22 protein-coding genes are annotated in these 22,717 nt (G+C 71.5%); 11 read left to right on the forward strand and 11 right to left on the reverse strand.

The window, feature by feature from the left end; genetic code table 11:
- Positions 1–1,462, reverse strand: a 1,462-nt coding sequence (locus tag V7E46_RS07230) for an MFS transporter (RefSeq protein ID WP_333767630.1), incomplete at its 3' end; no start/stop codon positions are given.
- A gap of 76 nt (positions 1,463–1,538) precedes the next feature.
- Complete coding sequence (locus V7E46_RS07235) at positions 1,539–2,450, reverse strand: SGNH/GDSL hydrolase family protein (protein ID WP_333767631.1); 912 nt, start codon at positions 2,448–2,450, stop codon at positions 1,539–1,541.
- Between the two features lie 261 nt (positions 2,451–2,711).
- On the opposite strand from V7E46_RS07235, the gene V7E46_RS07240 reads away from it, so the two are divergent.
- Positions 2,712–3,206 (forward strand): DUF3145 domain-containing protein, encoded by a 495-nt coding sequence (locus V7E46_RS07240; RefSeq protein ID WP_329179265.1) that lies wholly within the window; start codon positions 2,712–2,714, stop codon positions 3,204–3,206.
- A 149-nt stretch (positions 3,207–3,355) separates the two neighbouring features.
- Positions 3,356–4,234 (forward strand): NAD(P)-dependent oxidoreductase, encoded by an 879-nt coding sequence (locus V7E46_RS07245; protein WP_333767632.1) that lies wholly within the window; start codon positions 3,356–3,358, stop codon positions 4,232–4,234.
- Positions 4,235–4,316: 82 nt separating this feature from the next.
- Here the strand turns inward: V7E46_RS07245 and fabF are convergent, their stop codons facing one another.
- From fabF to V7E46_RS07270, 5 genes are all read right to left on the reverse strand, one after another.
- The gene (gene fabF, locus V7E46_RS07250) at positions 4,317–5,585 is read right to left on the reverse strand and encodes a beta-ketoacyl-ACP synthase II (protein WP_329179268.1); all 1,269 of its coding nucleotides are present in this window, start codon (positions 5,583–5,585) and stop codon (positions 4,317–4,319) included.
- A gap of 101 nt (positions 5,586–5,686) precedes the next feature.
- Entirely contained in the window at positions 5,687–5,935 is a 249-nt protein-coding gene (locus tag V7E46_RS07255; protein WP_329179270.1) for an acyl carrier protein, read from the reverse strand.
- Between the two features lie 73 nt (positions 5,936–6,008).
- Complete coding sequence (locus tag V7E46_RS07260; RefSeq protein WP_329179272.1) at positions 6,009–7,019, reverse strand: ketoacyl-ACP synthase III; 1,011 nt, start codon at positions 7,017–7,019, stop codon at positions 6,009–6,011.
- Positions 7,016–7,978: an ACP S-malonyltransferase gene (locus tag V7E46_RS07265; RefSeq protein WP_333767633.1), complete on the reverse strand. Its 963-nt coding sequence runs from the start codon at positions 7,976–7,978 to the stop codon at positions 7,016–7,018. Before V7E46_RS07265 ends, V7E46_RS07260 begins: the two co-directional genes overlap by 4 nt.
- Before the next feature lie 89 nt (positions 7,979–8,067).
- Positions 8,068–9,273, reverse strand: a complete 1,206-nt coding sequence (locus V7E46_RS07270) for a PucR family transcriptional regulator (RefSeq protein ID WP_333767634.1) — start codon at positions 9,271–9,273, stop codon at positions 8,068–8,070.
- A gap of 80 nt (positions 9,274–9,353) precedes the next feature.
- Between V7E46_RS07270 and V7E46_RS07275 the strand changes: the two genes are divergently transcribed.
- Positions 9,354–10,085, forward strand: coding sequence for a pirin family protein (locus V7E46_RS07275; RefSeq protein WP_333767635.1), 732 nt, complete (start codon positions 9,354–9,356; stop codon positions 10,083–10,085).
- 191 nt (positions 10,086–10,276) lie between these two features.
- Here V7E46_RS07275 and V7E46_RS07280 read toward each other — a convergent pair whose 3' ends face one another.
- Positions 10,277–11,101 (reverse strand): serine hydrolase domain-containing protein, encoded by an 825-nt coding sequence (locus V7E46_RS07280; RefSeq protein WP_333767636.1) that lies wholly within the window; start codon positions 11,099–11,101, stop codon positions 10,277–10,279.
- Positions 11,102–11,210: 109 nt separating this feature from the next.
- Here V7E46_RS07280 and V7E46_RS07285 point away from each other — a divergent pair, with 109 nt between their 5' ends.
- Together V7E46_RS07285 and V7E46_RS07290 are read left to right on the forward strand one after the other, a co-directional pair.
- A complete protein-coding gene (locus tag V7E46_RS07285) occupies positions 11,211–11,678 on the forward strand; it encodes a MerR family transcriptional regulator (RefSeq protein WP_333767682.1) in 468 nt (155 codons plus the stop codon).
- Positions 11,678–12,694 carry an aldo/keto reductase gene (locus tag V7E46_RS07290; protein ID WP_333767637.1) on the forward strand — a complete coding sequence of 339 codons (1,017 nt, stop codon included), beginning with the start codon at positions 11,678–11,680 and terminating at the stop codon, positions 12,692–12,694. The genes V7E46_RS07285 and V7E46_RS07290 overlap by 1 nt, the downstream gene beginning before the upstream one ends.
- A 3-nt stretch (positions 12,695–12,697) precedes the next feature.
- Here the strand turns inward: V7E46_RS07290 and V7E46_RS07295 are convergent, their stop codons facing one another.
- From V7E46_RS07295 to aceE, 3 genes are all read right to left on the reverse strand, one after another.
- Positions 12,698–13,420: a DUF4429 domain-containing protein gene (locus V7E46_RS07295; RefSeq protein WP_333767638.1), complete on the reverse strand. Its 723-nt coding sequence runs from the start codon at positions 13,418–13,420 to the stop codon at positions 12,698–12,700.
- A gap of 183 nt (positions 13,421–13,603) precedes the next feature.
- Positions 13,604–14,806, reverse strand: a complete 1,203-nt coding sequence (locus V7E46_RS07300; RefSeq protein ID WP_443054056.1) for an alpha/beta hydrolase — start codon at positions 14,804–14,806, stop codon at positions 13,604–13,606.
- A 254-nt stretch (positions 14,807–15,060) separates the two neighbouring features.
- Positions 15,061–17,808 carry a pyruvate dehydrogenase (acetyl-transferring), homodimeric type gene (gene aceE / locus V7E46_RS07305; RefSeq protein WP_333767640.1) on the reverse strand — a complete coding sequence of 916 codons (2,748 nt, stop codon included), beginning with the start codon at positions 17,806–17,808 and terminating at the stop codon, positions 15,061–15,063.
- Positions 17,809–18,222: 414 nt separating this feature from the next.
- Here aceE and V7E46_RS07310 point away from each other — a divergent pair, with 414 nt between their 5' ends.
- The 6 genes from V7E46_RS07310 (at position 18,223) to V7E46_RS07335 (ending at position 22,717) form a co-directional block, all read left to right on the forward strand.
- Entirely contained in the window at positions 18,223–18,663 is a 441-nt protein-coding gene (locus V7E46_RS07310) for a DUF3052 domain-containing protein (RefSeq protein WP_033175114.1), read from the forward strand.
- Positions 18,664–18,932: 269 nt separating this feature from the next.
- Positions 18,933–19,409 (forward strand): peroxiredoxin, encoded by a 477-nt coding sequence (locus V7E46_RS07315; protein WP_333767641.1) that lies wholly within the window; start codon positions 18,933–18,935, stop codon positions 19,407–19,409.
- 69 nt (positions 19,410–19,478) lie between these two features.
- Positions 19,479–20,054, forward strand: a complete 576-nt coding sequence (locus tag V7E46_RS07320) for a TerD family protein (protein WP_033175112.1) — start codon at positions 19,479–19,481, stop codon at positions 20,052–20,054.
- Between the two features lie 30 nt (positions 20,055–20,084).
- Positions 20,085–20,660, forward strand: a complete 576-nt coding sequence (locus V7E46_RS07325; RefSeq protein ID WP_333767642.1) for a TerD family protein — start codon at positions 20,085–20,087, stop codon at positions 20,658–20,660.
- 60 nt (positions 20,661–20,720) lie between these two features.
- The gene (locus V7E46_RS07330; protein ID WP_333767643.1) at positions 20,721–21,884 is read left to right on the forward strand and encodes a DUF475 domain-containing protein; all 1,164 of its coding nucleotides are present in this window, start codon (positions 20,721–20,723) and stop codon (positions 21,882–21,884) included.
- A 95-nt stretch (positions 21,885–21,979) separates the two neighbouring features.
- Positions 21,980–22,717 (forward strand): TerD family protein, encoded by a 738-nt coding sequence (locus tag V7E46_RS07335; RefSeq protein WP_329179298.1) that lies wholly within the window; start codon positions 21,980–21,982, stop codon positions 22,715–22,717.

A 22,717-nucleotide genomic window follows, 5' to 3' on the forward strand; every position in this document is an offset into this window, starting at 1 on the left:
GGGGGCGGGCTGCCCGGGGGAGGAAGAAGCCGAGGAGGAAGGCCACCGCGATCAGCCCCCCGGTGCACAGCGCCGTCGTGGACGCGGCGTCCAGTGCCGAGGAGGCGTGCGCGGCGGTGCCGCCGGCGGAGTCGCCGAGGATGTTGAAGAAGACCGTGCCCAGCGCCGCGATGCCCAGCGTCATCCCGAGCTGCTGCACGGCTTGCAGCGTCCCCGAGGCGGAGCCGATCTCGTGGGGCTCGACACCGCCGAGGATGATGTCGAAGAGCGGCACGAAGATCATGCCCATCCCGGCGCCGCCGGCCACCAGCGGAGCGGCCAGCTGCCAGGCCGTCAGGTCCGCGCCCGCGGTCTGGAAGACCGCGTAGAGGCCCAGGACACCGGCGCCCATCAGCGCCAGGCCGATGTGCAGCACCTTGCGGCCGAGCGTGCCCATGAAGATCGCACCGCCGGCCGAGCCGAAGAGCGCGCCCACCGCCCAGGGCGCGGTGGCCAGCGCCGAGTGCAGCGCGGTGTAGCCGAGGCCGACCTGGAGGAAGACCCCGAGGGTGAGGATCATGCCGCCCATCGAGGCGGTGAAGGCGATGGCGAAGGCGACCCCGGAGACGTAGGAGCGCTTGCGGAAGACGCTCGGCTCGACCAGCGGGCTGAGGCCGGCGCGGCTGCGGCGGACCTGGTGCAGGGCGAAGACGCCGAGGACCGGCAGCGAGGCGGCGAGCATCACCAGCGTCCAGGCGGGCCAGCCCAGTTCGCGGCCCTGGACCAGCGGGAAGACCAGCAGGAAGGCGCCCGCGCCGGCCAGCAGCACACCGAGCGAGTCGAGCCGTACACCGCGTGCGGCGGGCTTGATGTCCGGCAGGAACCTCCAGCCCACGGCGAGCGCGGCCAGTCCGATCGGCAGGTTGATACCGAAGATCATCCGCCAGCCGCTGCCGAAGAGGTCCGCGTGGATGAGCACTCCCGCGACCACCGGGCCGAGCACCGCCGACAGGCCCATCATCGGCCCGAAGATGCCCCAGGCCTTCTTCACTTCCCGCGGCGAGAAGATCTCCCGCGGTATGCCGAAGCACTGCGGGATCATGACCGCGCCGAAGGCGCCCTGCACGAGCCGGGCGCCGATGAGCATCGACGGGCTCTGGGCCGTCGCGCAGATCATCGAGCCGACCACGAAGCCGGCCATCCCGGTGAGCAGCACCCGCTTGCGGCCGAACATGTCGCCGAGCCGCCCGCCGACGAGCAGCGCGACCGCCATCGCCAGGGTGTAGCTCGCGGCGATCCACTGGAGGTCGGCGTAGGAGCCGCCCAGCGACGTACGGATCGAGGGCGCGGCGACGTTCGCGATCGTCGAGTCCAGCAGGTCCATGACACTGGCGGCGAGCACCGCGGTGTAGCCGAGCCAGCGGCCGGGGAGGCCGACGGGGGAGTCGGCGGCGTCGGGAGCGAGATCCTTCGTGGTGTCCATGAGGAAGACGCTATGCGCGCATGCGGTCAGCTTCTGTCCGCATAAGGACCGCCGCCGGTGGCGGTTCTCCCCGGGTCTACTCCTGCGGACGGAAGGCCACCGCGGCCAGCAGCGCGGCGAGGTGCTGCTCACCCTTCTCGTTCGGGTGAAACCAGTCCCAGGTGCTCAGCTCGTCGGTGCCGAAGCGGTAGCCGAAGACCGCGCCCCCGTCGTAGCGGCAGCGCGTGTACTGTCCGCAGACCTGTCCCAGCACCCCGTTGTAGGCGATCACCCGGTCGCGGACCGCGGTGCGCCTGGCCTTCGCGGCGGCGCTCTGCGAATCGGCGTCACCGAGCATCGACGGACACAGGCCGAGCTTCCAGATCTGCTTGCCCAGCACATTGGAACGGCCGACCGACCACAGCCGCTCCAGGTCGGGGATGCTGGCGACCAGGACCTGGGTGTTCGGCAGCGCCGTGTGCAGATACGCCAGGGTGGCCTTGAAGGCGGTGCGGAAGGCCGCGACCGACGTCATCGTGCCGGGCCGCGACGTACAGGCGTCGTTCGCGCCGATCAGCACCGTCACCATCGCCGGCCGGTGCGCCGCGGCCGCCCGCGCCTGGTCGGGCAGTTCGGCGATCTTGGCGCCGCTGTCGGCGACGTTCCAGCTGCGGGTGGCGGGCGCGGTCGCGGTCAGCCGCTGGGCGATGCTGGCGACCGAGCTGCGCGAGCCGGTCGCCCAGGACACCTCGGGGCAGTCGGACAGCGGCTTGCAAGCGTCGAAGCCGCGGGTGACGGAGTCGCCGAGCGCGGCCACCGAGACCGGGTGGACATTCCACGGGCGGGCCGGCGGGGCGGGCGCCGCCTCGCGTGCGGAATGCGAGGTGTGTGCGGTGGGCGACCCCGACGTGGACGCCCGCCCACCGCCGGGTGAGCCGCCCGAGGAGCATCCGCCCAGCAGAACGGCGGCCACGGCCAGTGCCAGGCCGCTTCGCGGCAGCGATCGCATACAGGACTTCCCTCCGACGTGTGGGCGACATCAGGTAACAGCCCGACGGTACGTCACGCTCTCAGAGACGCCGCACGGTAGCTTTTTCCCTGACACCCGGATCGATGTGACGGGAGGTCGGGCACGACCGGGCGTCAAACCATCAGTTGTTGTCCTGTTTGCCGCGAATAGTGCAGAATGTCTCATGTTGCCCCGGGAGCAGCCGGTTCGGGTGTTGAGGCCGCTGGGGAAGGCGAACCTCGTCCCACACTGGAGGTACCGGTGACGACACGTGGTGTTCTGTACGTCCACGCCGCACCGCGCGCGCTCTGCCCGCACGTCGAATGGGCCGTCGCGGGCGTCCTCGGCGTACGCGTCAGCCTGGACTGGATCCGCCAGCCGGCCGCACCGGGCACGTGGCGTGCCGAATTCTCCTGGCAGGGCCAGCCGGGCACCGCCTCCAAACTGGCGTCCGCGCTGCGCGGCTGGCACCTGCTGCGCTTCGAGGTCACCGCTGAGCCCTGCGCCAGCGCCGAGGGCGAGCGCTACAGCGCCACGCCGGAGCTGGGCATCTTCCACGCGGTCATCGGCATGCACGGCGACATCCTGATCCCCGAGGACCGGCTGCGCGCCGCCATGCAGCGGGCCCGCAGCGGCGAGGCCGACCTGGAGGACGAGCTGTCGCGGCTGCTGGGCAAGCCGTGGGACGACGAGCTGGAGCCGTTCCGCTACGCCGGTGAGGGCGCGCCGGTCCGCTGGCTGCACCAGGTCGTCTGACCCGCGCTCAGCCGGCCGCTCCTGGCCGCCCCTTGCCCGGCCCCGAACGGTCCGCTCGGGGCCGCGCCGGTCGTGCGGTCCGCTTCCGGTTCGGTCCGCAACCCGATTGGTCCCTCCCCGCCGCCACCGCCGCGGCATAGCCTGCGGTCATGTCCGACTCACTCACCGTCGCGGTCCTCGGCACCGGCCTCATGGGCGCCGGGATGGCCCGCAACCTGTCCGCCGCCGGCCATGACGTCCGCGCCTGGAACCGCACCCTGTCCCGCGCACAGCCGCTGGCCGCCGACGGCGTCCGGGTCGTCGCCGACCCCGCGGAGGCCGTACGCGACGCCGACGCCGTCCTCACCATGCTGCTCGACGGTCCCGCCACCGAGGCGGCCGTCAGCGGCGCCGCCGCGGGCCTCAGACCCGGAGCGCTCTGGCTGCAGACCGGCACCGTCGGGCCCGAGGCGCAGGCCGCGCTCGCCGCCCGCGCCGCCGACCACGGCCTGGTCTTCTTCGACTCGCCCGTCCTCGGTACGCGCTCGGTCGCCGACGCGGGCGAGCTGACCGTACTGGCCGCGGGCCCCGAGGACGCCCGGCCGGTCGCGGCCGCGGTCTTCGACGCGATCGGCAGCGGCACCGTCTGGCTGCCGGGACCCGCGGCGGACGGCCCGGCCAGCCGGCTCAAGCTGGTGCTCAACAACTGGGTGCTGGCCCTGACCGCCGCCACCGGCGAGACACTGGCCCTGGCCAAGGCCCTCGGCGTCGACCCCGACCGCTTCTTCGAGGCCATCGAGGGCGGCTCCATGGACACGCCCTACCTGCGGATGAAGGCCGCGGCCATCCTCGGCGGCGACTTCACCCCCAGTTTCACCGTCCAGGGCGCCGCCAAGGACCTCGACCTGATCGTGGCCGCGGGCGAGGCGGCCGGCGCCCGCATGGACCTCGCCGCCGCCGGTGCGGCCCGCTTCCACCGGGCCGCCGCCCAGGGCCACGCCGCCGAGGACATGGCGGCGGGCTACTTCGCCAGCTGGGACGACGCCTGACGCGGCGAACCCGGGGGACCGCCCTGGATGGGCGGTCCCCCGGGTTCACCGGCAACCATCGGGCTCAGGGGCCCGTAAGCACTCAGGCGCTGAAACTCCGCAGCGCCAGGACCACATTGTGGCCGCCGAAGCCGAAGGAGTCGTTCAGGGCCGCGATCGTGCCCTCCGGGAGCGGACGGGCCTTGTCGCGGACGATGTCCGCGTCGGCCTCCGGGTCCTGGTCGGTGAGGTTGATCGTCGGCGGGGCGATGCGGTGGTAGAGGGCCAGCACGGAGGCGACCGTCTCGATGCCGCCGGCGCCGCCGAGCAGGTGGCCGGTCATGGACTTGGTGGCGGAGATCGCCATGTGGTCCACGTCGTCCCCGAACACCTTCCGCAGCGCCTTGATCTCCGCCACATCACCCTGCGGGGTGGACGTGGCGTGCGCGTTGACGTGCACGATCTCGGCCGGCTTGAGGTCCGAGCGGTCCAGCAGGTGCTGGAGTGCCGCCGCGATACCGCGGCCGGTCGGCTCCGGCTGGGTGATGTGGTGCGCGTCGGCCGAGATGCCCTGGCCGACCAGCTCCGCGTACACCCGGGCGCCGCGCGCCTTCGCGTGCTCCACCGACTCCAGCACGACCACGCCCGCGCCCTCGCCGAGGACGAAGCCGTCCCGGCCGGCGTCGTAGGGGCGCGAGGCGCCCTGCGGGTCGTCGTTGTTCTTGGACATCGCCATCATGTTGCCGAAGGCGACGATCGGCAGCGGGTGGATCGCCGCCTCGGTGCCGCCGGCCACGACCACGTCGGCGCGGCCGGTGCGGATCATCTCGACCGCGTAGCCGATCGCCTCGGCGCCCGACGCGCACGCGCTGACCGGGGTGTGCACGCCGGCCCGCGCGTTGATGTCGATGCCGACGTTCGCCGACGGGCTGTTGGGCATCAGCATCGGCACGGTGTGCGGGGATACTTTGCGTACTCCCTGGTCCTTGAGGACGTCGTACTGCCCGAGCAGCGTCGTGACGCCGCCGATGCCGGAGGCGACGACCGCGCCGAGCCGGTCGGGGTCGACCGCCGGGTCCTCGCCCGCCTTCGCGGTGAAGCCGGCGTCCGCCCACGCCTCACGGGCCGCGATCAGCGCGAACTGCGCGCTGCGGTCCAGCTTGCGGGCCAGCGGCCTGGGCAGCACGTCCCCGGGCTGCACGGCGATCTGCGCGGCGATCCTTACCGGCAGCTCGGCCGCCCAGTCCTGTTCGAGCAGGCGCACGCCTGACCGGCCGGCCAGCAGCGCCTCCCAGGTCGACGCGCTGTCGCCACCCAGCGGTGTGGTTGCTCCGATACCGGTGACGACCACGGTGCGATTGGTCGGGCTCACAGGAATTGTCTCTCCACGTCTAGAAGGGCGGGCGACAGACGCGTCGTCCCGGTTGCGATCCCGCGGACTCCGCGCCGAGGGATCGTTTCGGCCCAGCGCCGTCAGGCCTGCTGCGCCTTGAGGATGTAGTCGGCCGCGTCGCCGACGGTCTTCAGGTTCTTGACGTCGTCGTCCGGGATCTTGACGCTGAACTGCTCCTCCGCCGCCACGACGACCTCGACCATCGACAGCGAGTCGACGTCCAGGTCATCGGTGAAGGACTTGTCGACCTGGACGTCCTCGGTGGGGATGCCGGCGATCTCGTTGACGATCTCGGCGAGACCGGCGACGATCTCTTCCTGGGTGGCCATTGTTTACGGCGCTCCTTGATGTGTTACCGATGGCGCGGCGGGCGGGACTGCTGCGCCGCGAGGGTGTGTGTGACTAGGGGAGAGTAACCACAGTCGCCGCGTACACGAGACCCGCCCCGAAGCCGATGACCAGCGCGGTGTCCCCGCTCTTGGCCTCGCCCGTGGCGAGCAGCCGCTCCATGGCGAGCGGAATGGACGCGGCGGAGGTGTTGCCCGTGGTCTCGACGTCGCGGGCCACCGCGACATGGTCGGGAAGCTTGAGCGTCTTGATCATCGAGTCGATGATCCGCATGTTCGCCTGGTGCGGGATGAACACGTCGAGCTGGTCCGCGGTGATCCCGGCGGCGTCCAGCGCCTCCTGGGCCACCTTCGCCATCTCGAACACCGCCCAGCGGAAGACCGCCTGGCCCTCCTGCGTGATCGCAGGGAAGCGCACCTGGTCGGCCGGAGTGTCCCGGTAGACCTCCCACGAGACGGTCTGCTTGATGGTCTCCGACTTGTCGCCCTCGGAGCCCCACACCGTCGGGCCCATGGCCGGCACCTTGGACGGGCCGACGACGACCGCGCCGGCGCCGTCGGCGAACAGGAAGGCCGTCGTACGGTCCTCCTTGTCGGTCAGGTCGCTCAGCCGCTCCACACCGATCACCAGCACGTGGTGGGCGGTGCCGTCGGTGATCATGCTCTTGGCGAGGGTGAGGCCGTACGTGAAGCCCGCGCAGCCGGCGGAGATGTCGAACGCGGCCGGCTTGCCCGCGCCGATCCGGTGCGCGATGTCGGTGGCGACCGCGGGGGTCTGCTTGAAGTGCGAGACCGTCGCCACGATGACGGCGTCGATCTCCGAGGCGCTGATGCCGGCGTCCGCGAGGGCCTTGCCGCCCGCGGCGAGCGACATCTCCGCCACCGTCTCGTCAGGACCGGCCCAGTGCCGGCTGGCGATGCCGGACCGCGACCTGATCCACTCGTCGCTGGACTCGATGTTCTCCAGGATCACCTCGTTGGTGACCACCCGGGTGGGGCGGTAGCCGCCGACTCCGAGGATCCGCGCGTACGGGGAGCCCTTGCTCGGATTGATCTTCGCTGTCATCGCTGCAACGGCTCCTTTTCTGGGGTGGCCTGAGATGCGGCGTCCGCGGCCCGCGCCGCGGACTCGGCGACCAGCGCACGGGCCGCGTCGAGGTCGTCGGGCGTCTTGAGCGCCAGCGTCCGCACCCCGGGCAGCGCCCGCTTGGCCAGACCCACCAGCGTGCCGCCCGGCGACACCTCGATGATCGCGGTGACCCCGCGCTCCGTGAACGTCTCCATGCACAAATCCCAGCGCACTGGATTGGACACCTGAGCGACCAGCCGGCGTACCACGTCGGCGCCGCTGCCCACCGTCTGCCCGTCTGCATTCGAAACATACGGCAGCGTCGGCTCCGCGACGGTCAGCGAGGGGGCGAGCGCCTCCAGCGCCGCGACCGCGGATGCCATGTGGGCGGTGTGGAAGGCGCCCGCGACCTTGAGCGGCCGTACCCGGGCCGCCTCCGGCTTGTCCTCGGCGAGCGCGGCGAGCTGCTCAAGAGTGCCCGCGGCAACGATCTGGCCGGCCCCGTTCACATTGGCCGGGGTCAGCCCCAGCCGCGTCAGGTGGGCCACCACCGCTTCCGGGTCGCCGCCGAGCACCGCGGACATGCCGGTCGCGGTCACCGCCGCCGCGTCGGCCATCGCCCGGCCGCGGGCCGCCACGAACGTCATCGCGTCCTGCGCGGACAGCACCCCGGCCAGTACGGCCGCGGTGATCTCGCCGACGCTGTGGCCGGCCACCAGGTCCGGGGTCAGCCCCAGCTCGCCGGCGGACAGCAGGCCCGCGGCGACCAGCAGCGGCTGCGCGACCTTGGTGTCGCGGATCTCGTCCGCGTCCGCCTTGGTGCCGTAGTGGGCGAGATCCAGCTCCGCCGCGGCCGACCAGCCTGCGAGGCGGTCGGCGGCGCCGGGGAGTTCGAGCCAGGGGGCGAGGAAGCCGGGCGTCTGTGCGCCCTGGCCGGGAGCGACGAGTACGAGCACCTTCACACTCTCTCTCGCGAGCGGGGATCACCGCCGGTGGGGACAGGGACCAAGAACTGTCAGGTGATTTGTGGGTGTCCCACAAAAGCTCAGCCGGGACGCTCCGCATTCGAGAGCCTGCCCAGGATGAGGGCGATGCGCAGGGTGAACGCCGAACGTACGTCTGAAGGAGACCACCCGGTGACATCGGTCACACGTCGCAGCCGGTAGCGCACGGTATTGGGGTGCACGAACAGCATCCGCGCGGCCCCTTCGAGGGACGAGGCCTGCTCCAGATAGACACTCAGCGTCTCCAGCAGCGCCGAGCCCGCTTCTTCCAGAGGCCTGTAGATCTCCTCCACCAATTGCTCACGCGCATGGCGGTCGCCCGCCATCGCGCGCTCCGGCAGCAGGTCGTCGGACGACACCGGACGCGGCGCGTCCGGCCACGCGTGGCAGGCCCGCAGGCCCGCCGCCGCGGCCTGCGCCGAACGGGTCGCCGACAGCAGGTCGCCCACCACGGGCCCGGCCACCACGGGGCCGGCCGCGAAGGGCCCGATGAGCGCCTTCGCGACCCGCAGCGGGTCGTCGTCGCCGCCCGCGACCACCACCAGGCGCTCACCGAGCACCCCGGTCAGCACTTGCAGCTTCGCGTGCCGGGACGCCCGCCTGATCGCCTCGACGGTCAGCTCGCTGTCCCCGCTCGGCGCGGTGCCGAGCACCACGACGATCTTGTCCGGCGAATTCCAGCCGAGTGCCGCCGCCCGGGACAGCACGCCCTCGTCGGCCTCGCCCGACAGCACCGCGTTGACCACCAGCGACTCGAGGCGCGCGTCCCACGCGCCGCGCGCCTCCGCGGCCTGCGCGTACACCTGTGCGGTGGCGAAGGCGATCTCCCGCGCGTAGACGAGCAGCGCCTCGCGCAGCACCCCTTGGTCGCCGGGCGCCGCGACCTCGTCGATCGCGGCCTCCATCACCTCGATCGTGGTCCGCACCATCTCCACGGTCTGCCGCAGCGAGATCGCCCGGGTCAGCTCGCGCGGCGCCGTACCGAACACGTCCGTGCTGATCGCCTGCGGCGCCTCGGGGTGCCGGAACCACTCGGTGAACGCGGCGATGCCGGCCTGCGCCACCAGGCCGATCCACGAGCGGTTCTCCGGCGGCATCGCCCGATACCACGGCAGCTGGGCGTCCATCCGCGCGATGGCGTTCGCGGCCAGCCTTCCGGCGGACTTCTCCAGTCGGCGCAGCGTCGCGGGATGGTCCCCGCGACCGGGTTCGGCGGGGGGCTGCGGTGACTGAGAGGCGTTCGGCACGAGGCCAAGCCTATGGGGTCGGTTTTTCCGGCTTCCCGGGGCGGCGGGCCGCCGTCCCGGCGACGGCATACGGTAGAGGCATGATCGACGTGCGCCGGGGCGGCGACCGCTACGCCGGCGGGGAGCCGGAGGCCGGGGTCGACACCCGGCACGCCTTCTCCTTCTCCGGCTTCTACGACCCCGACAACATACGGTTCGGGCTGCTCGTCGCCTGCAACGAGGAACGGCTCGCGCCGGGCGCCGGATTCGGTGAACACACCCATCGCGACACGGAGATCGTCACCTGGGTCACCGAGGGCGAGCTGGAACACCGGGACACCGGCGGCCGGGTCGCGCGGCTGCGGGCCGGCGACGCGCAATGGCTGAGCGCCGGCAGCGGGGTGCGGCACGTCGAACACAACGTCGGCGAGGGACCGCTGACCTTCCTTCAGATGTGGCTGCACCCCGATGCCTTCGGGGCCGGGCCGCAGTACGCCGCCGTCACCGGGCCCGTCCCGGCGGGCCCCGGGCTCACCCTGCTGGCGTCCGGGGCGCCGGACGCCACGCCCCCGCTGCGGCTGCGGCAGCGGGCCGCCGCGCTGTGGGTCGGCCGCCCCCTCGTTCCCGACCAGGTGGCGCTGCCCCCGGCCGAGTTCGGCTACCTCCACGTCCTGCGCGGCACCGTCCGCCTCGCGCGGGAGACGCTCGACCCGGGCGACGCCGCCCGGATCACCGGCGAGCCGGCCCTGACCGCCCTCGCCTCGGGCGGCGCCGAATACGTCTTCTGGTCCATGCACGCCGAGCCGCCCCCCGCCTCCCCGCCCAGGAGCTAGGAACCGCACACCCGGCCCCGACGCCGCACAAGTGTGCCCACCGGGGCCGCCCCGGCAGGGGCGCGAGGAACCGCGCACCCAGCCCCCACGGCGCGGCACCCGCCGAGAAGGCCCGAGGGGCACCCCCTTACGCGCACAGGCCGCCAGGAAAAACGGCGCGGCACCCGCCGAGAGGCCCGAGGGGCGCCCCCTTACACCCCCCCAGCCAGCTCGGAGAGCACCGCATCGGTCAGCGCCGGCCACAACGGCTGCGCCCACGGGCCGAAGTCCCGATCCGTGAGTACCGCGCAGGCGGCCCCCGCACCCGGGTCGAACCAGAGAAACGTGCCGGACTGCCCGAAGTGGCCGAAAGTCGTCGGAGCCGACCGGGACCCGGTCCAGTGCGGCGACTTGTGCCCGCGGATCTCGAAGCCGAGGCCCCAGTCGTTGGGGTCCTGGAGCCCGTACCCGGGCAGCACCCCGCGCAGCCCGGGGAAGCTCACCTCCCGGGTGGCCAGCGCCACGGAGGACGGGTGCAGCAGCCGCGGCGCCTGCACCTCCGCCGCGAACCGCCCGAGGTCCTCCGCCGTGGATACCGCGCCCGCGCCCGGCGAGCCCGGTAGCGCCGTCCCGGTCATCCCGAGCGGCTGGAGCACCGCCTCGCGCAGGTAGGAGGCGAACGGCATGCCCGCCGCCCTGGCGATCGTGTCGCCGAGCACCTCGAACCCGGCGTTCGAGTACATCCGCCGGGTGCCGGGCGCGGCCATGACCCGGTGCTCGTCGAACGCGAGCCCCGAGGTGTGCGCGAGCAGGTGGCGCACCGTGGAGCCGTCGGGGCCGGCCGGGTCGTCCAGTTCGAAGACGCCCTCCTCGTACGCGACGAGCGCCGCGTACGCGGTCAGCGGCTTGGTCACCGACGCGAGCGGGAAGGCCCGCCCGAGCGGCCCGTGCGTACCGGCCACGGTGCCGTCCCGGCGTACGACGACCGCCGCCGCGTTCGGCACCGGCCACTGATCGATCAACCGCAGGCTGTCCATGCCCGCGAGCTTAGGGCCTGCCCCCGGGGGCCCGCGCGGACCCCGGACGGCCGGGCGGGAGCGGCCCGCACTTGCCTAGAGCGCACTCCAAGGACTTAGCGTGGACATCATGACGGTCGTGCAGACGGTGAACGAGGAAACCGCCCCGGCGGCGCTGTGCGTCCACGAGGACCCGCATCCGCGGCCCGCCGGCCGGGACCAGTACACGATCAGCGAGGTCGCCGCCTTCACGGGCATGAGCGCGCACACACTGCGCTGGTACGAGCGGATCGGGCTGATGCCGCACGTGGACCGCTCGAACACCGGCCAGCGCCGTTTCAGCAACCGCGACCTCGACTGGCTGGCCTTCGTCGGCAAGCTGCGGCTGACCGGGATGCCGGTCGCCGACATGGTCACGTACGCGGAGCTGGTCAGGGCGGGCGAGTGCACGGAGCCGCAGCGCAAGGCGCTGCTGGAGGCCACCCGGCTGGACGTGCTGCAGCGGATCGCGGAGCTGCGGGACACCCTGACGGTGCTCGACTACAAGATCGGAACCTACGCGGGCGCCGAACCGGCGCCGGAGAGGACAGGCGCGTGATGTCGGCTGAACTGATCGGGACGGTACGGCTGGGTGCGGACGGACCGCTGGTCGGGGTCCAGGGCCTGGGCTGCATGGGCATGAGCGAGTTCTACGGCGACACCGACGAGGCCGCGGCCCGCGAGACGCTGGAGACCGCGTTCGAGGCCGGGGTGACGCTCTACGACACCGCGGACATGTACGGCCAGGGCACCAACGAGGAATTCCTCGCCCCCTTTGCCAAGGCGCACCGCGACGAGATCACCCTCGCCACGAAATTCGCCAACGAGCGCAGGGCCGACGACCCGTCCTACCGGGCGATCCGCAACGACCCCGCGTACATCCGGCAGGCCGTCGACGCCAGCCTGCGCAGGCTCGGCGTGGACGTGATCGACCTGTACTACATGCACCGCCGCGACCCGAAGGTGCCGCTGGCCGAATCGGTCGGCGCGATGGGCGAGCTGGTGACCGCGGGCAAGGTCCGCCACCTCGGCCTTTCCGAGGTGACCGGCGCCGAGCTGCGCGAGGCGCACGGGGTGCACCCGATCACCGCGATCCAGTCCGAGTGGTCGCTCTTCAGCCGGGACGTGGAGCGGTCCGCGGTCGGCGCGGCGGCGAACCTCGGGGTGGCCTTCGTGCCGTACTCGCCGCTCGGCCGTGGCTTCCTCACCGGCGCCTTCCAGGACGCCGGGAGCGAGCTGGCCGACGGCGACATCCGGCGCAGCCAGCCGCGCTTCACCGGGGAGAACGCCCGGCGCAACTACGACCTGCTGGAGCCGGTGCGCCGACTGGCGCAGGAGCACGGCGCCACGCCCGGCCAGATCGCGCTGGCCTGGGTGCACCAGCGGGCCCGGGTGCACGGCCTGCCGGTGGTGCCGATCCCGGGCACCCGCAGGTCCGCCCGGGTGCTGGAGAACACCGCGGCGGCCGCGATCACCCTGGACGCGGCGGAACTGGCCGCCCTGGAGCCGATCGCCGACCAGGTCGCCGGCGACCGCTACCCGGACATGAGCAGCACCTCCGCGGCCCGCGAGTAGCGGCTACGGCTGCTGGCGCACGCGGACGGCCCGGATCGCGGCGAGCACGGCCGCCGCGAAGGGCAGCGACTCGTGCACCGGGCCGTAGCCGAGGCCGAAGATCACGGCGGCGGGGTCCTGGTCGGGTTCGCCCGGCTGCGGCCCGCCGCCGTCCCTGCGCAGCAGCCGCAGATAGCCGTGCAGCATCTCGGGGGAGCGCCAGTCGACCCCGCTCAGCTCGTCGACCGGGAAGCTCTGGTCGCCCGCCTTCCACTTCGCCGAGGACGCGCCGGTCCAGAACCAGCGGAAGCTGACGGTGCGTCCGTCGAAAAGCGCCTTGCCGTCATAGGCCTTGAAGGACCGCGGCAGTGACGGCGCGTCGACCAGGAAGCGGCTCAGCGCCTCGCCGGGACCGCCGATCACCGCGCGTAGCTCGTCGCGGTAGAACTCCGCCAGGGTGCTGAACTCCTCGGGCAGCACCAGCCGGTACGGGTCCGCGCTGTCCTTCAACTGCCCCCCGGCCGCCTCGACCAGCGGATCGGCCCCGGCCCGCGGCACCGCCCGCAGCACCACGTGGCCGTGCCGGCCGCCGGCCAGCTCCACCGACTCCAGCGCCGCGTGCGGCACCCGCCGCTCCCCGAGCGCCTGCAACAGCCGCGCGCCCCGAGCCCCCCGGCTGTACCGGATCACGACGGCGTCGGGCTCGAACTCCCACGCGGCATTGTTTCCGGCCAACACATCGCCCATACGTGTCAGCTTATTCCGCAATACGCCCGCAGGGCACGGTTGTACCCCCGGCTGAGTCTCCCGCCGGCGGCCGTGGCGTCCCGCGGGGGTGCGACGGGCCCACCACCGGGGGAAGGTCCGGCAGCGGCTCCCCGCGGGGCAGGACGTGCGGCGCCCCCGGGCGCGTCCCGCGGGGGGGGCGGTTCAGGCCAGGCCCGCGGTGCAGACCGCGTCCGCGTCGCTGTCGCACCTGACAGCCGCGTAGTCCCCGAGCGCGATATCCGTGAAGTTCGCCAGGCTCGCCGTCCCCGGCGCGAAGTACCCGGGATGGCCGGCGGCGCCCTCCGCGCTGACGACGCGGGCGCCGAACTTCCCGGAGACCGGGTCCGTACCGTGGCCGAGGCCGGCGAATTCCAGGTGCGGGACGTCCTCGATCCAGTCGCTGCTGTCCCGGGCCGCCCACACGTTCGCCGTCGTGTGCAGCTGCGAGGCCCGCTTGACGTGCATCCCAGGGCTGCCGAAGACGGTGATGTCGGCGATCTGGCCCCTGGCCAGGTCCGGCGCGGCGACCCCGCACAGCACCGAGCCGTAGGAGTGGCAGAAGAGCGAGACGCGCTGCGTCCGCGGCAGTGCGCTCAGCAGCGCTTCGAGCCGGGTCGCGCCGTGCTCGGCCAGGTTCGCGGTGGACGCGTCGAGGCCGACGCCGCTGGGGGTGGTGTAGTCGGCCCAGGCGATCACCGCGGTCGCGGCGCCGGGGTCGGCGGCCTGCTCGCGCCCGTAGAGCGCGCGGGCCATGCCGACCGGGGCGGTGTACGCCTTGGCGGGGCGCTCGAAGCTGAGGATGTTGGTGTCGACGCCCGGCACCACCACCGCGACCCGGGCCGCGGTGGCGAGGTCGCCGAGGACCTCGGCGGCCCGGCCCGCGCCGCTGGGGTCGAAGGCGAGGATCTGCCGCCGCCCGGTGAGCAGCGAGGTGTAGCGCTCGGCGCGGCGGTCCGCGTCCTTGCGGCCGGCCGGCGTGAGCGTGCCGCTCGCGGCGCGGGCCCGCTCGTCGGCGCGGGCCTTGACCAGCCCGCAGCGGTTGGCCTCGTAACGCAGGTCGAGCGGGACGCCGTTGAGGTTGCCGACGACCAGCGGGTAGCGGCGGGCGAGCAGCAGGGCCTGCGGACGGGTGAGTGCGGCGAAGAAGCGGGCGACGCCGCCCGCGGGGGCGTGGACCGGGTCGGGTAAGCGGCGCCCGCCGATGGTGGCGCGCATCCAGGCCGAGACAGCCGCGGTCCGCGCGTCGCCGGGTCCGTGCGGTCGGACCGCCGTCCAGCCGGTGGTCGCCAGCATCACGAAGACGACGGCCAGCGCCAGCAGGGCGCGGAAGGAGGTGGGACTCATACGCGCTTCGAGAAGGGTCACTCGCGGATGCCTCGCGGACAGGAAGGAGGGGGAAACCCTGGACGACGAGCCACAGGGGGCTCCAACTGCGGTACGCCGTCCGCGTGATGGGCGGAGACGGCGCTCACCCCCAGCGTAGAAGACCGGGAGGGCCCTCAGAACACGGTGTGACCTGGATCATGGTTTAGCGGGGAATTGTCCGGTACGAAAAGCTGCCCGCAAACGCCGGAGCCCCGGACCGGCGTGCTGCCGGTCCGGGGCTCGGTGGAAGAGCGTCAGGCGTCGCCGCCGGCCGTGCCGGCCTCGGCCGCTGCCACGTCAAGCAGCTGATACCGGTCCACGGCCTGCTTGAGCACCGACCGGTCGATCTTCCCGTCGCGGGCCAGCTCGGTCAGCACCGCGAGCGCGATCGACTGCGCGTCGATGTGGAAGAAACGCCGCGCCGCCCCGCGCGTGTCGGCGAAGCCGAAGCCGTCCGCGCCGAGCGAGGTGTAACGCCCCGGCACCCAGCGGGCGATCTGGTCCGGCACCGAGCGCATCCAGTCCGAGACGGCCACGAACGGCCCCTCGGCCCCGGACAGCTTGCGCGTCACGTACGGGGTCTGCTGGTCCTCCTCGGGGTGCAGCAGATTGTGCTCGTCCACGGCGACGGCCTCGCGCCGCAGCTCGTTCCAGGACGTCGCGGACCATACGTCGGCCCGTACGTTCCAGTCGGTGGCGAGCAGCCGCTGCGCCTCGATCGCCCACGGCACCGCCACGCCGGACGCCATGATCTGCGCCGGGATGGCGCCGGCCTCGCCCGGCCTGACGCGGTGGATGCCCTTGAGGATGCCCTCGACATCGACGTCGGCCGGCTCGGCCGGGTGCTGGATCGGCTCGTTGTAGACGGTCAGGTAGTAGAAGACGTCCTCGCCCGGCTTGCCGTCCGCGGTCTCCCCGTACATCCGGCGCAGGCCGTCCTGCACGATGTGCGCGATCTCGAAGCCGTACGCGGGGTCGTACGCGACACAGGCCGGGTTGGTGGACGCCAGCAGCTGGGAGTGGCCGTCGGCGTGCTGGAGGCCCTCACCCGTGAGGGTGGTCCGTCCCGCGGTGGCGCCCAGGACGAAGCCGCGGGCCAGCTGGTCGGCCATCTGCCAGAACTGGTCGCCGGTGCGCTGGAAGCCGAACATCGAATAGAACACGTAGACCGGGATCAGCGGTTCGCCATGGGTGGCGTACGCCGAACCCGCGGCGATGAGCGACGCCGTACAGCCCGCCTCGGAGATGCCGTCGTGCAGCATCTGCCCGGTCGGCGACTCCTTGTACGCCAGCAGCAGTTCGCGGTCGACCGACTCGTACTGCTGCCCCAGCGGATTGTAGATCTTCGCGCTCGGGAAGAACGCGTCCATGCCGAAGGTGCGGTATTCGTCGGGGGCGATCAGCACGAAGCGCTTGCCGATCTCCTTGTCCCGCATCAAATCCTTGAGCACCCGCACGAAGGCCATCGTGGTGGCGATGGACTGCTGGCCCGATCCCTTCTTCGCCGTCGCGTAGGCCTTGTCGCCCGGCAGCTCCAGCGGCTTGGCGCGGACGATCCGGGTCGGTACATAGCCACCGCACGCCTTGCGGTGGTCGTGCATGTACTGGATCTCCTCGGAGTCCCGGCCCGGGTGGTAGTACGGCGGGTAGCCCTCGTCCAGCCGGCGGTCGGTGATCGGCAGGTGCAGCCGGTCGCGGAAGCGCTTGAGGTCGTCGACCGTGAGCTTCTTCATCTGGTGGGTCGCGTTGCGGCCCTCGAAGTTCGGTCCGAGCGTCCAGCCCTTGATGGTCTGGGCGAGGATCACCGTCGGCTGGCCCTGGTGCTGCATGGCCGCGGTGTAGGCCGCGAAGATCTTGCGGTGGTCGTGGCCGCCGCGCCCGAGGTGCAGGATCTGCTCGTCGGTCAGGTTCTCGACCATCTTGCGCAGCCGCTGGTCGTCGCCGAAGAAGTGGTCGCGGATGTACCCGCCGGACTCGGTGGCGTACGTCTGGAACTGGCCGTCGGGCGTGGTGTTCATCTTGTTGACCAGCAGGCCGTCGCGGTCCTGGGCCAGCAGCGGGTCCCAGCTGCGGTCCCAGACCAGCTTGATCACATTCCAGCCGGCGCCGCGGAACTGCGACTCCAGTTCCTGGATGATCTTGCCGTTGCCGCGCACCGGGCCGTCGAGCCGCTGGAGGTTGCAGTTGACCACGAAGGTCAGGTTGTCCAGGCCCTCGCGGGCGGCGATGGACAGCTGGCCCAGCGACTCCGGCTCGTCCATCTCGCCGTCGCCGAGGAAGGCCCACACGTGCGAGGCGGAGGTGTCGGCGATGCCGCGCGCCTCCATGTAGCGGTTCATCCGGGCCTGGTAGATCGCACCGAGCGGGCCGAGGCCCATCGACACGGTCGGGAACTCCCAGAAGTCCGGCATCAGCCGCGGGTGCGGGTAGCTGGACAGCCCCTCGGGCGCCTTGGACTTCTCCTGCCGGAAGGCGTCGAGCTGCGGCTCGCTCAGCCGGTCCAGCAGGAAGGCGCGCGCGTAGATGCCGGGCGAGGCGTGGCCCTGGAAGAAGATCTGGTCGCCGCCGAGGCCGTCGTCCTTGCCGCGGAAGAAGTGGTTGAAGCCCACGTCGTAGAGCGAGGCGGAGGAGGCGAAGGTCGCGATGTGGCCGCCGACGCCGATACCGGGGCGCTGCGCGCGCGAGACCATGACCGCGGCATTCCACCGGGTCGCGTTCAGGATCCGGCGCTCGATCTCCTCGTTGCCGGGGAAGAACGGTTCGTCCCTTGTCGCGATGGTGTTCACGTAGTCGGTGCTGCGCATCTCGGGCACCGCGACGCGCTTCTCGCGGGCGCGTTCGATGAGGCGGAGCATCAGATAGCGGGCACGCTCACGGCCGCGCTCGTCGATGGCCGCGTCCAGCGAGTCCAGCCATTCCGCCGTCTCCTCGGGATCGAAATCCGGGACCTGGCTGGGAAGGCCGCCAATGATGATCGGGTTGCGATCGGATCCGGAAGCCACGCTTTTCCTTTGCTGCTCGTCGGTGCGCGGTGCTCTACTGGGTCGCGCCGCATCCATCGTGTACCGCGCCGCGCGAAACGTCATCTCTACCCAGTGGTAACCGCAGGGGCTGCGGGACGGCGGCTGCGGGACCAGTGGTCGCCCCTGCGGCCGAATCCGAACTCTACGCCCAGTCGGACGTACGACCGATTGGCGGTGCCAATCGTGCGCAAGACCGGCAAACCGTCGTGAGCTGCGTCACCATGGGGTGTGCGGGTTGCGGCGACACGGTCGAATCGTCACCGTTTCGGCGGTCTCGTACGCCGGGTACTTGCGCGATCCGCCGCGCCCGTGTGGACTACCGCCAATAAGTCCGCGTGCGCGTGGGCACACACTGGACTGAGACGAACCAGTCCCCATGACAGGAGGCAAAGCGTGAGCGCGACCGCGGACCACGCGGAGGAGCGGACCAACCCGGCGAGCCGGCTTGGTTTCGAGCCCGGACAGGTGGTCCAGGAGCTCGGGTACGACGAGGATTGCGACCAGGAGCTTCGCGAGGGCATCGAGGAGCTCACGGGCGAAGAGCTCGCCGATGAGGAGTACGACGACGTGCCCGACGCCGTCCTGCTGTGGTTCCGCGAGGACGACGGCGACCTCACCGACGCGCTTGTCGACGCCACATCGACCGTCGATCCCGGCGCCCCGATCTGGCTGATGACCCCGAAGACGGGCCGCGACGGCCACGTCGAGCCCAGCGAGATCGGTGAGGCGGCCCAGACGGCCGGTCTCGCCCAGACCAGCAGCGTCAACGCTGCGAAGGACTGGACCGGCAGTCGCCTCGTGACCCCCAAGGCCGCCCGCGCCGGAAAGCGCTAGCCCCGGGCGGTTCGGCGGTGTGCGGCTCCCCGCCGCGGGGGTTGCCGCCGTCGGCCGCCCGCCGATGCGCCATGGCCGGGCGCGCAGTTCCCCGCGCCCCCGGAGTGGTGCACGTCCTCCGCGGCGGCACGCCACCTCGGGGGCGCGGGGAACTGCGCGCGCAGCCACCCGCCCGGGGAAGGTCCCGGGGACGCCGTACCCGGCAGACCCGGGGGGCGACGCAGGCGCCCGGCAGGGCGGGGCGCACCCCCGAGGAGGAACCTCGCGCGATGAGCGCAATCGGCAGCCCGGCACCGGGCTTCTCCCTGCCCGACCAGCACGGCCGCACCGTGGCCCTCGCCGATTTCCGCGAGCGGGCATCGGTCCTGCTGGTCTTCTACCCCTTCGCCTTCACCGGCGTCTGCACCGGCGAGCTCCAGGAGCTGCAAGCCCGCTCCGCCGTCTTCCAGAGCGAGGACGTGCAGGTCCTCGGCGTCTCGTGTGACTCGATGCACACCCAGCGGGTGTTCTCCGACCAGGAGGGCCTGGACTTCCCGCTGCTCTCCGACTTCTGGCCGCACGGGGCGGCGGCCCGGGCGTACGGAGTGTTCGCCGAGGACAAGGGCTGCGCGCTGCGCGGCAGCTTCGTGATCGACCCCTCCGGCATCGTCCGGTGGTCGGTGGTCAACGCTCTGCCGGACGCCCGGGACGTTCATGAGTACGTAAAGGCGCTGGAAGCGGTGCGGTCGACGGGAACCGGTCACTAAGCTCGGCTCGTTGATCGGGCACATCGACCCGGTGCCATACGTACACAATCGAACCGATGGGGAGGACTCGTGGGAGTCAGCCTGAGCAAGGGTGGCAACGTCTCGCTGACCAAGGAGGCCCCTAATCTCACGGCGGTCGTCGTCGGTCTGGGCTGGGACGCGCGGACGACCACCGGATCCGATTTCGACCTCGACGCGAGCGCGCTGCTCACCAACGAGGCCGGCAAGGTGCTGTCGGACCAGCACTTCGTCTTCTTCAACAACCTGCGCAGCCCGGACGGCTCGGTCGAGCACACCGGTGACAACCTCACCGGTGAGGGCGAGGGCGACGACGAGGTGATCAACGTCAACCTCGCCGGGGTGCCCGCCGATGTCGTCAAGATCGTCTTCCCGGTCTCGATCTACGAGGCCGAGTCGCGCCAGCAGAGCTTCGGCCAGGTCCGCAACGCCTACATCCGGGTGCTCAACGCGGCCGACCAGCGCGAGCTGGCCCGCTACGACCTGACCGAGGACGCCTCCACCGAGACCGCGATGGTCTTCGGCGAGCTGTACCGGCACGGCGGGGAGTGGAAGTTCCGGGCCATCGGCCAGGGCTACGCGTCGGGGCTGCGGGGTATCGCGCAGGACTTCGGCGTCAACGTCTGAGCAGTACCCGCCAAGGGGGAAAGGACCACCATGGGCGTCACGCTCGCCAAGGGAGGCAATGTCTCCCTCTCCAAGGCCGCGCCGAATCTCACCGCGGTGCAGATCGGCCTGGGCTGGAGGGCCCGTTCGACCACCGGGGCCGACTTCGACCTGGACGCCAGTGCGCTGCTGTGCGGGAACGGCCGGGTGCTGGGGGACGAGTACTTCGTCTTCTACAACAACCTCAAGAGTCCGGAGGGCTCGGTCGAGCACACCGGCGACGACCTGACCGGCGGCAGCGGCGGTGACGACGAGACGATCCTGGTGGACCTGGCCCTGGTCCCCGAGCAGGTCGACAAGATCGTCTTCCCGGTCTCGATCTACGACGCCGACGCCCGGGTGCAGACCTTCGGACAGGTCAGCGACGCCTATATCCGGGTGCTCAACCAGTCCGACGGGGCCGAGCTGGCCCGTTACGACCTGACCGAGGACGCCTCCACCGAGACGGCGATGATCTTCGGCGAGCTGTACCGCTACGGCGGGGAGTGGAAGTTCCGTGCCGTGGGGCAGGGGTACGCGTCGGGGCTGCGCGGGATCGCCCTAGACTTCGGGGTCAACGTTTCGTAAAGTCGCGTACCGCGCGGGGCACCTCGTGGTCAAAGGTCACCAGGATTGGGTGGGAAGCACGTGCTCCTCAGAACATTCGGCTGGTCGTTCGGCATCACTGTCGCCGGCCTCGCCCTGGCTACAGTCCTCTGGGGGTGGCACGGACTCGCGATCGTGGCGATCCTGTCCGTCCTGGAGATCTCGCTCTCCTTCGACAACGCCGTGATCAACGCGGGCATCCTGCGGAAGATGAACGCCTTCTGGCAGAAGATGTTCCTCACCGTCGGCGTGCTCATCGCGGTGTTCGGCATGCGGCTGGTCTTCCCGATCATCATCGTGGCGATCACCGCGAAGCTGAGCCCGTGGGAGGCGGTCCGGGTCGCGATCAACGACCACGACCGCTACGAGAGCCTGGTCACCGGTGCCCACCCGGCCATCGCCGCCTTCGGCGGGATGTTCCTGTTGATGATCTTCCTGGACTTCATCTTCGAGGAGCGCGAGATCACCTGGCTCGGCTGGCTGGAGAAGCCGCTGGCCAAACTCGGCAAGCTGGACATGCTGTCGGTGGCCATCGCGATGATCGCCCTGGTCGTCGTGGCCACCACCGTCGCCACCGGGGTGCCGGTGCACGGCGGCCACGGCACGGTCGACAAGGCCGAGACGGTGCTGCTGGCCGGTGTCGGCGGTCTGATCACCTATCTCGTCGTCGGCGGGGTCTCCGGCTTCTTCGAGGACCGCCTCGAAGACGAGGAGGACGACGACGAGGACGCGGACGAGGGCATCGCGGAGAAGTCGCCGGAGCGGACAGGACCCAGCGGCCGCCAGGTGGCGGGACTGGCCGGCAAGGCCGCGTTCTTCATGTTCCTGTACCTGGAGGTCATCGACGCGTCCTTCTCCTTCGACGGTGTCGTCGGCGCCTTCGCCATCAGCAACGACATCTTCGAGATCGCGCTGGGCCTGGGCATCGGCGCGATGTACATCAGGTCGCTGACGGTCTTCCTGGTCCGCAAGGGCACCCTGGACGACTACGTCTACCTGGAGCACGGCGCCCACTACGCGATCGGCGCGCTGTCGGTCATCCTGCTGGTCACGATCAAGTACGACGTCAGCGAGGTGATCACCGGCCTGGTCGGTGTGGTGCTGATCGCCGCTTCTTACTGGTCCTCGGTGGTACGCAACCGGCGCGTCGGGGAAGGTTCCCAGGAGTCGGACGACGACAAGACCGAAGTCACGACCCGAGTGTGACCGGTCGAGAGTCGAGCACTGCTGCCCCCGTCGTCCGGCGGGGGCAGCCGCGTGTGCGGGCAGCCGCGGGCTGCGGTTAGGGGAGGGGTGGCGGCATGGTGGCGTGGAGGGACTTCTTCCGGCCGAGCGGCGCGGGGCAGTTCGACGTCGCGAACGCGCACACGGTGGAGCTGACCAAACGGCATCCGGTGGTGTCGCTGACCAAGCAGGGCGCGGCGGTCGGCAACATGCGGGTGAACCTGTCCTGGGAGATGCGCGCCACGGACACCGGCGGCTGGCACAGCGACGACCGGCGCAGCTTCCTGCGCCGCCAATTCGACGTCTTCCGCCCCCAGGTGGTGCAGGCGGCGGGTCCCGCGATGGTCAACGTCGACCTGGACCTGGCGTGCATGTACGAGCTGGCCGACGGCTCCAAGGGCGTCGTCCAGCCGCTGGGCAACTTCCTCGGCGACCTCGACGCGCCCCCGTACATCCAGATGAGCGGCGACGACCGGTTCGGCGGTACCTCGGGCGAGACGCTGTACATCAACTTCGACAAGCGCGACGAGTTCAAGCGGCTGCTGGTCTTCGTGTACATCTACGACGGCACGCCCGCCTTCGACCGCACCCACGCCAAGGTGGAGATCTTCCCCGGCTCCGGCCCGCGGATCGAGATACCGCTGACCGAGCGCGAGCCGCAGGCCCGCTCCTGCGCGGTGGTGCTGATCGAGAACCGCAAGGGCGAGCTGACCGTGCGCCGCGAGGTCAGGTACGTCTACGGCTTCCAGGCCGAGATCGACCGGCTGTACGGCTGGGGACTCCAGTGGGGCCGCGGCTTCAAGTCCAAGGTCTGA

This window comes from Streptomyces sp. IBSBF 2435, from assembly GCF_036815005.1.
In the GTDB taxonomy this organism is placed as follows: domain Bacteria; phylum Actinomycetota; class Actinomycetes; order Streptomycetales; family Streptomycetaceae; genus Actinacidiphila.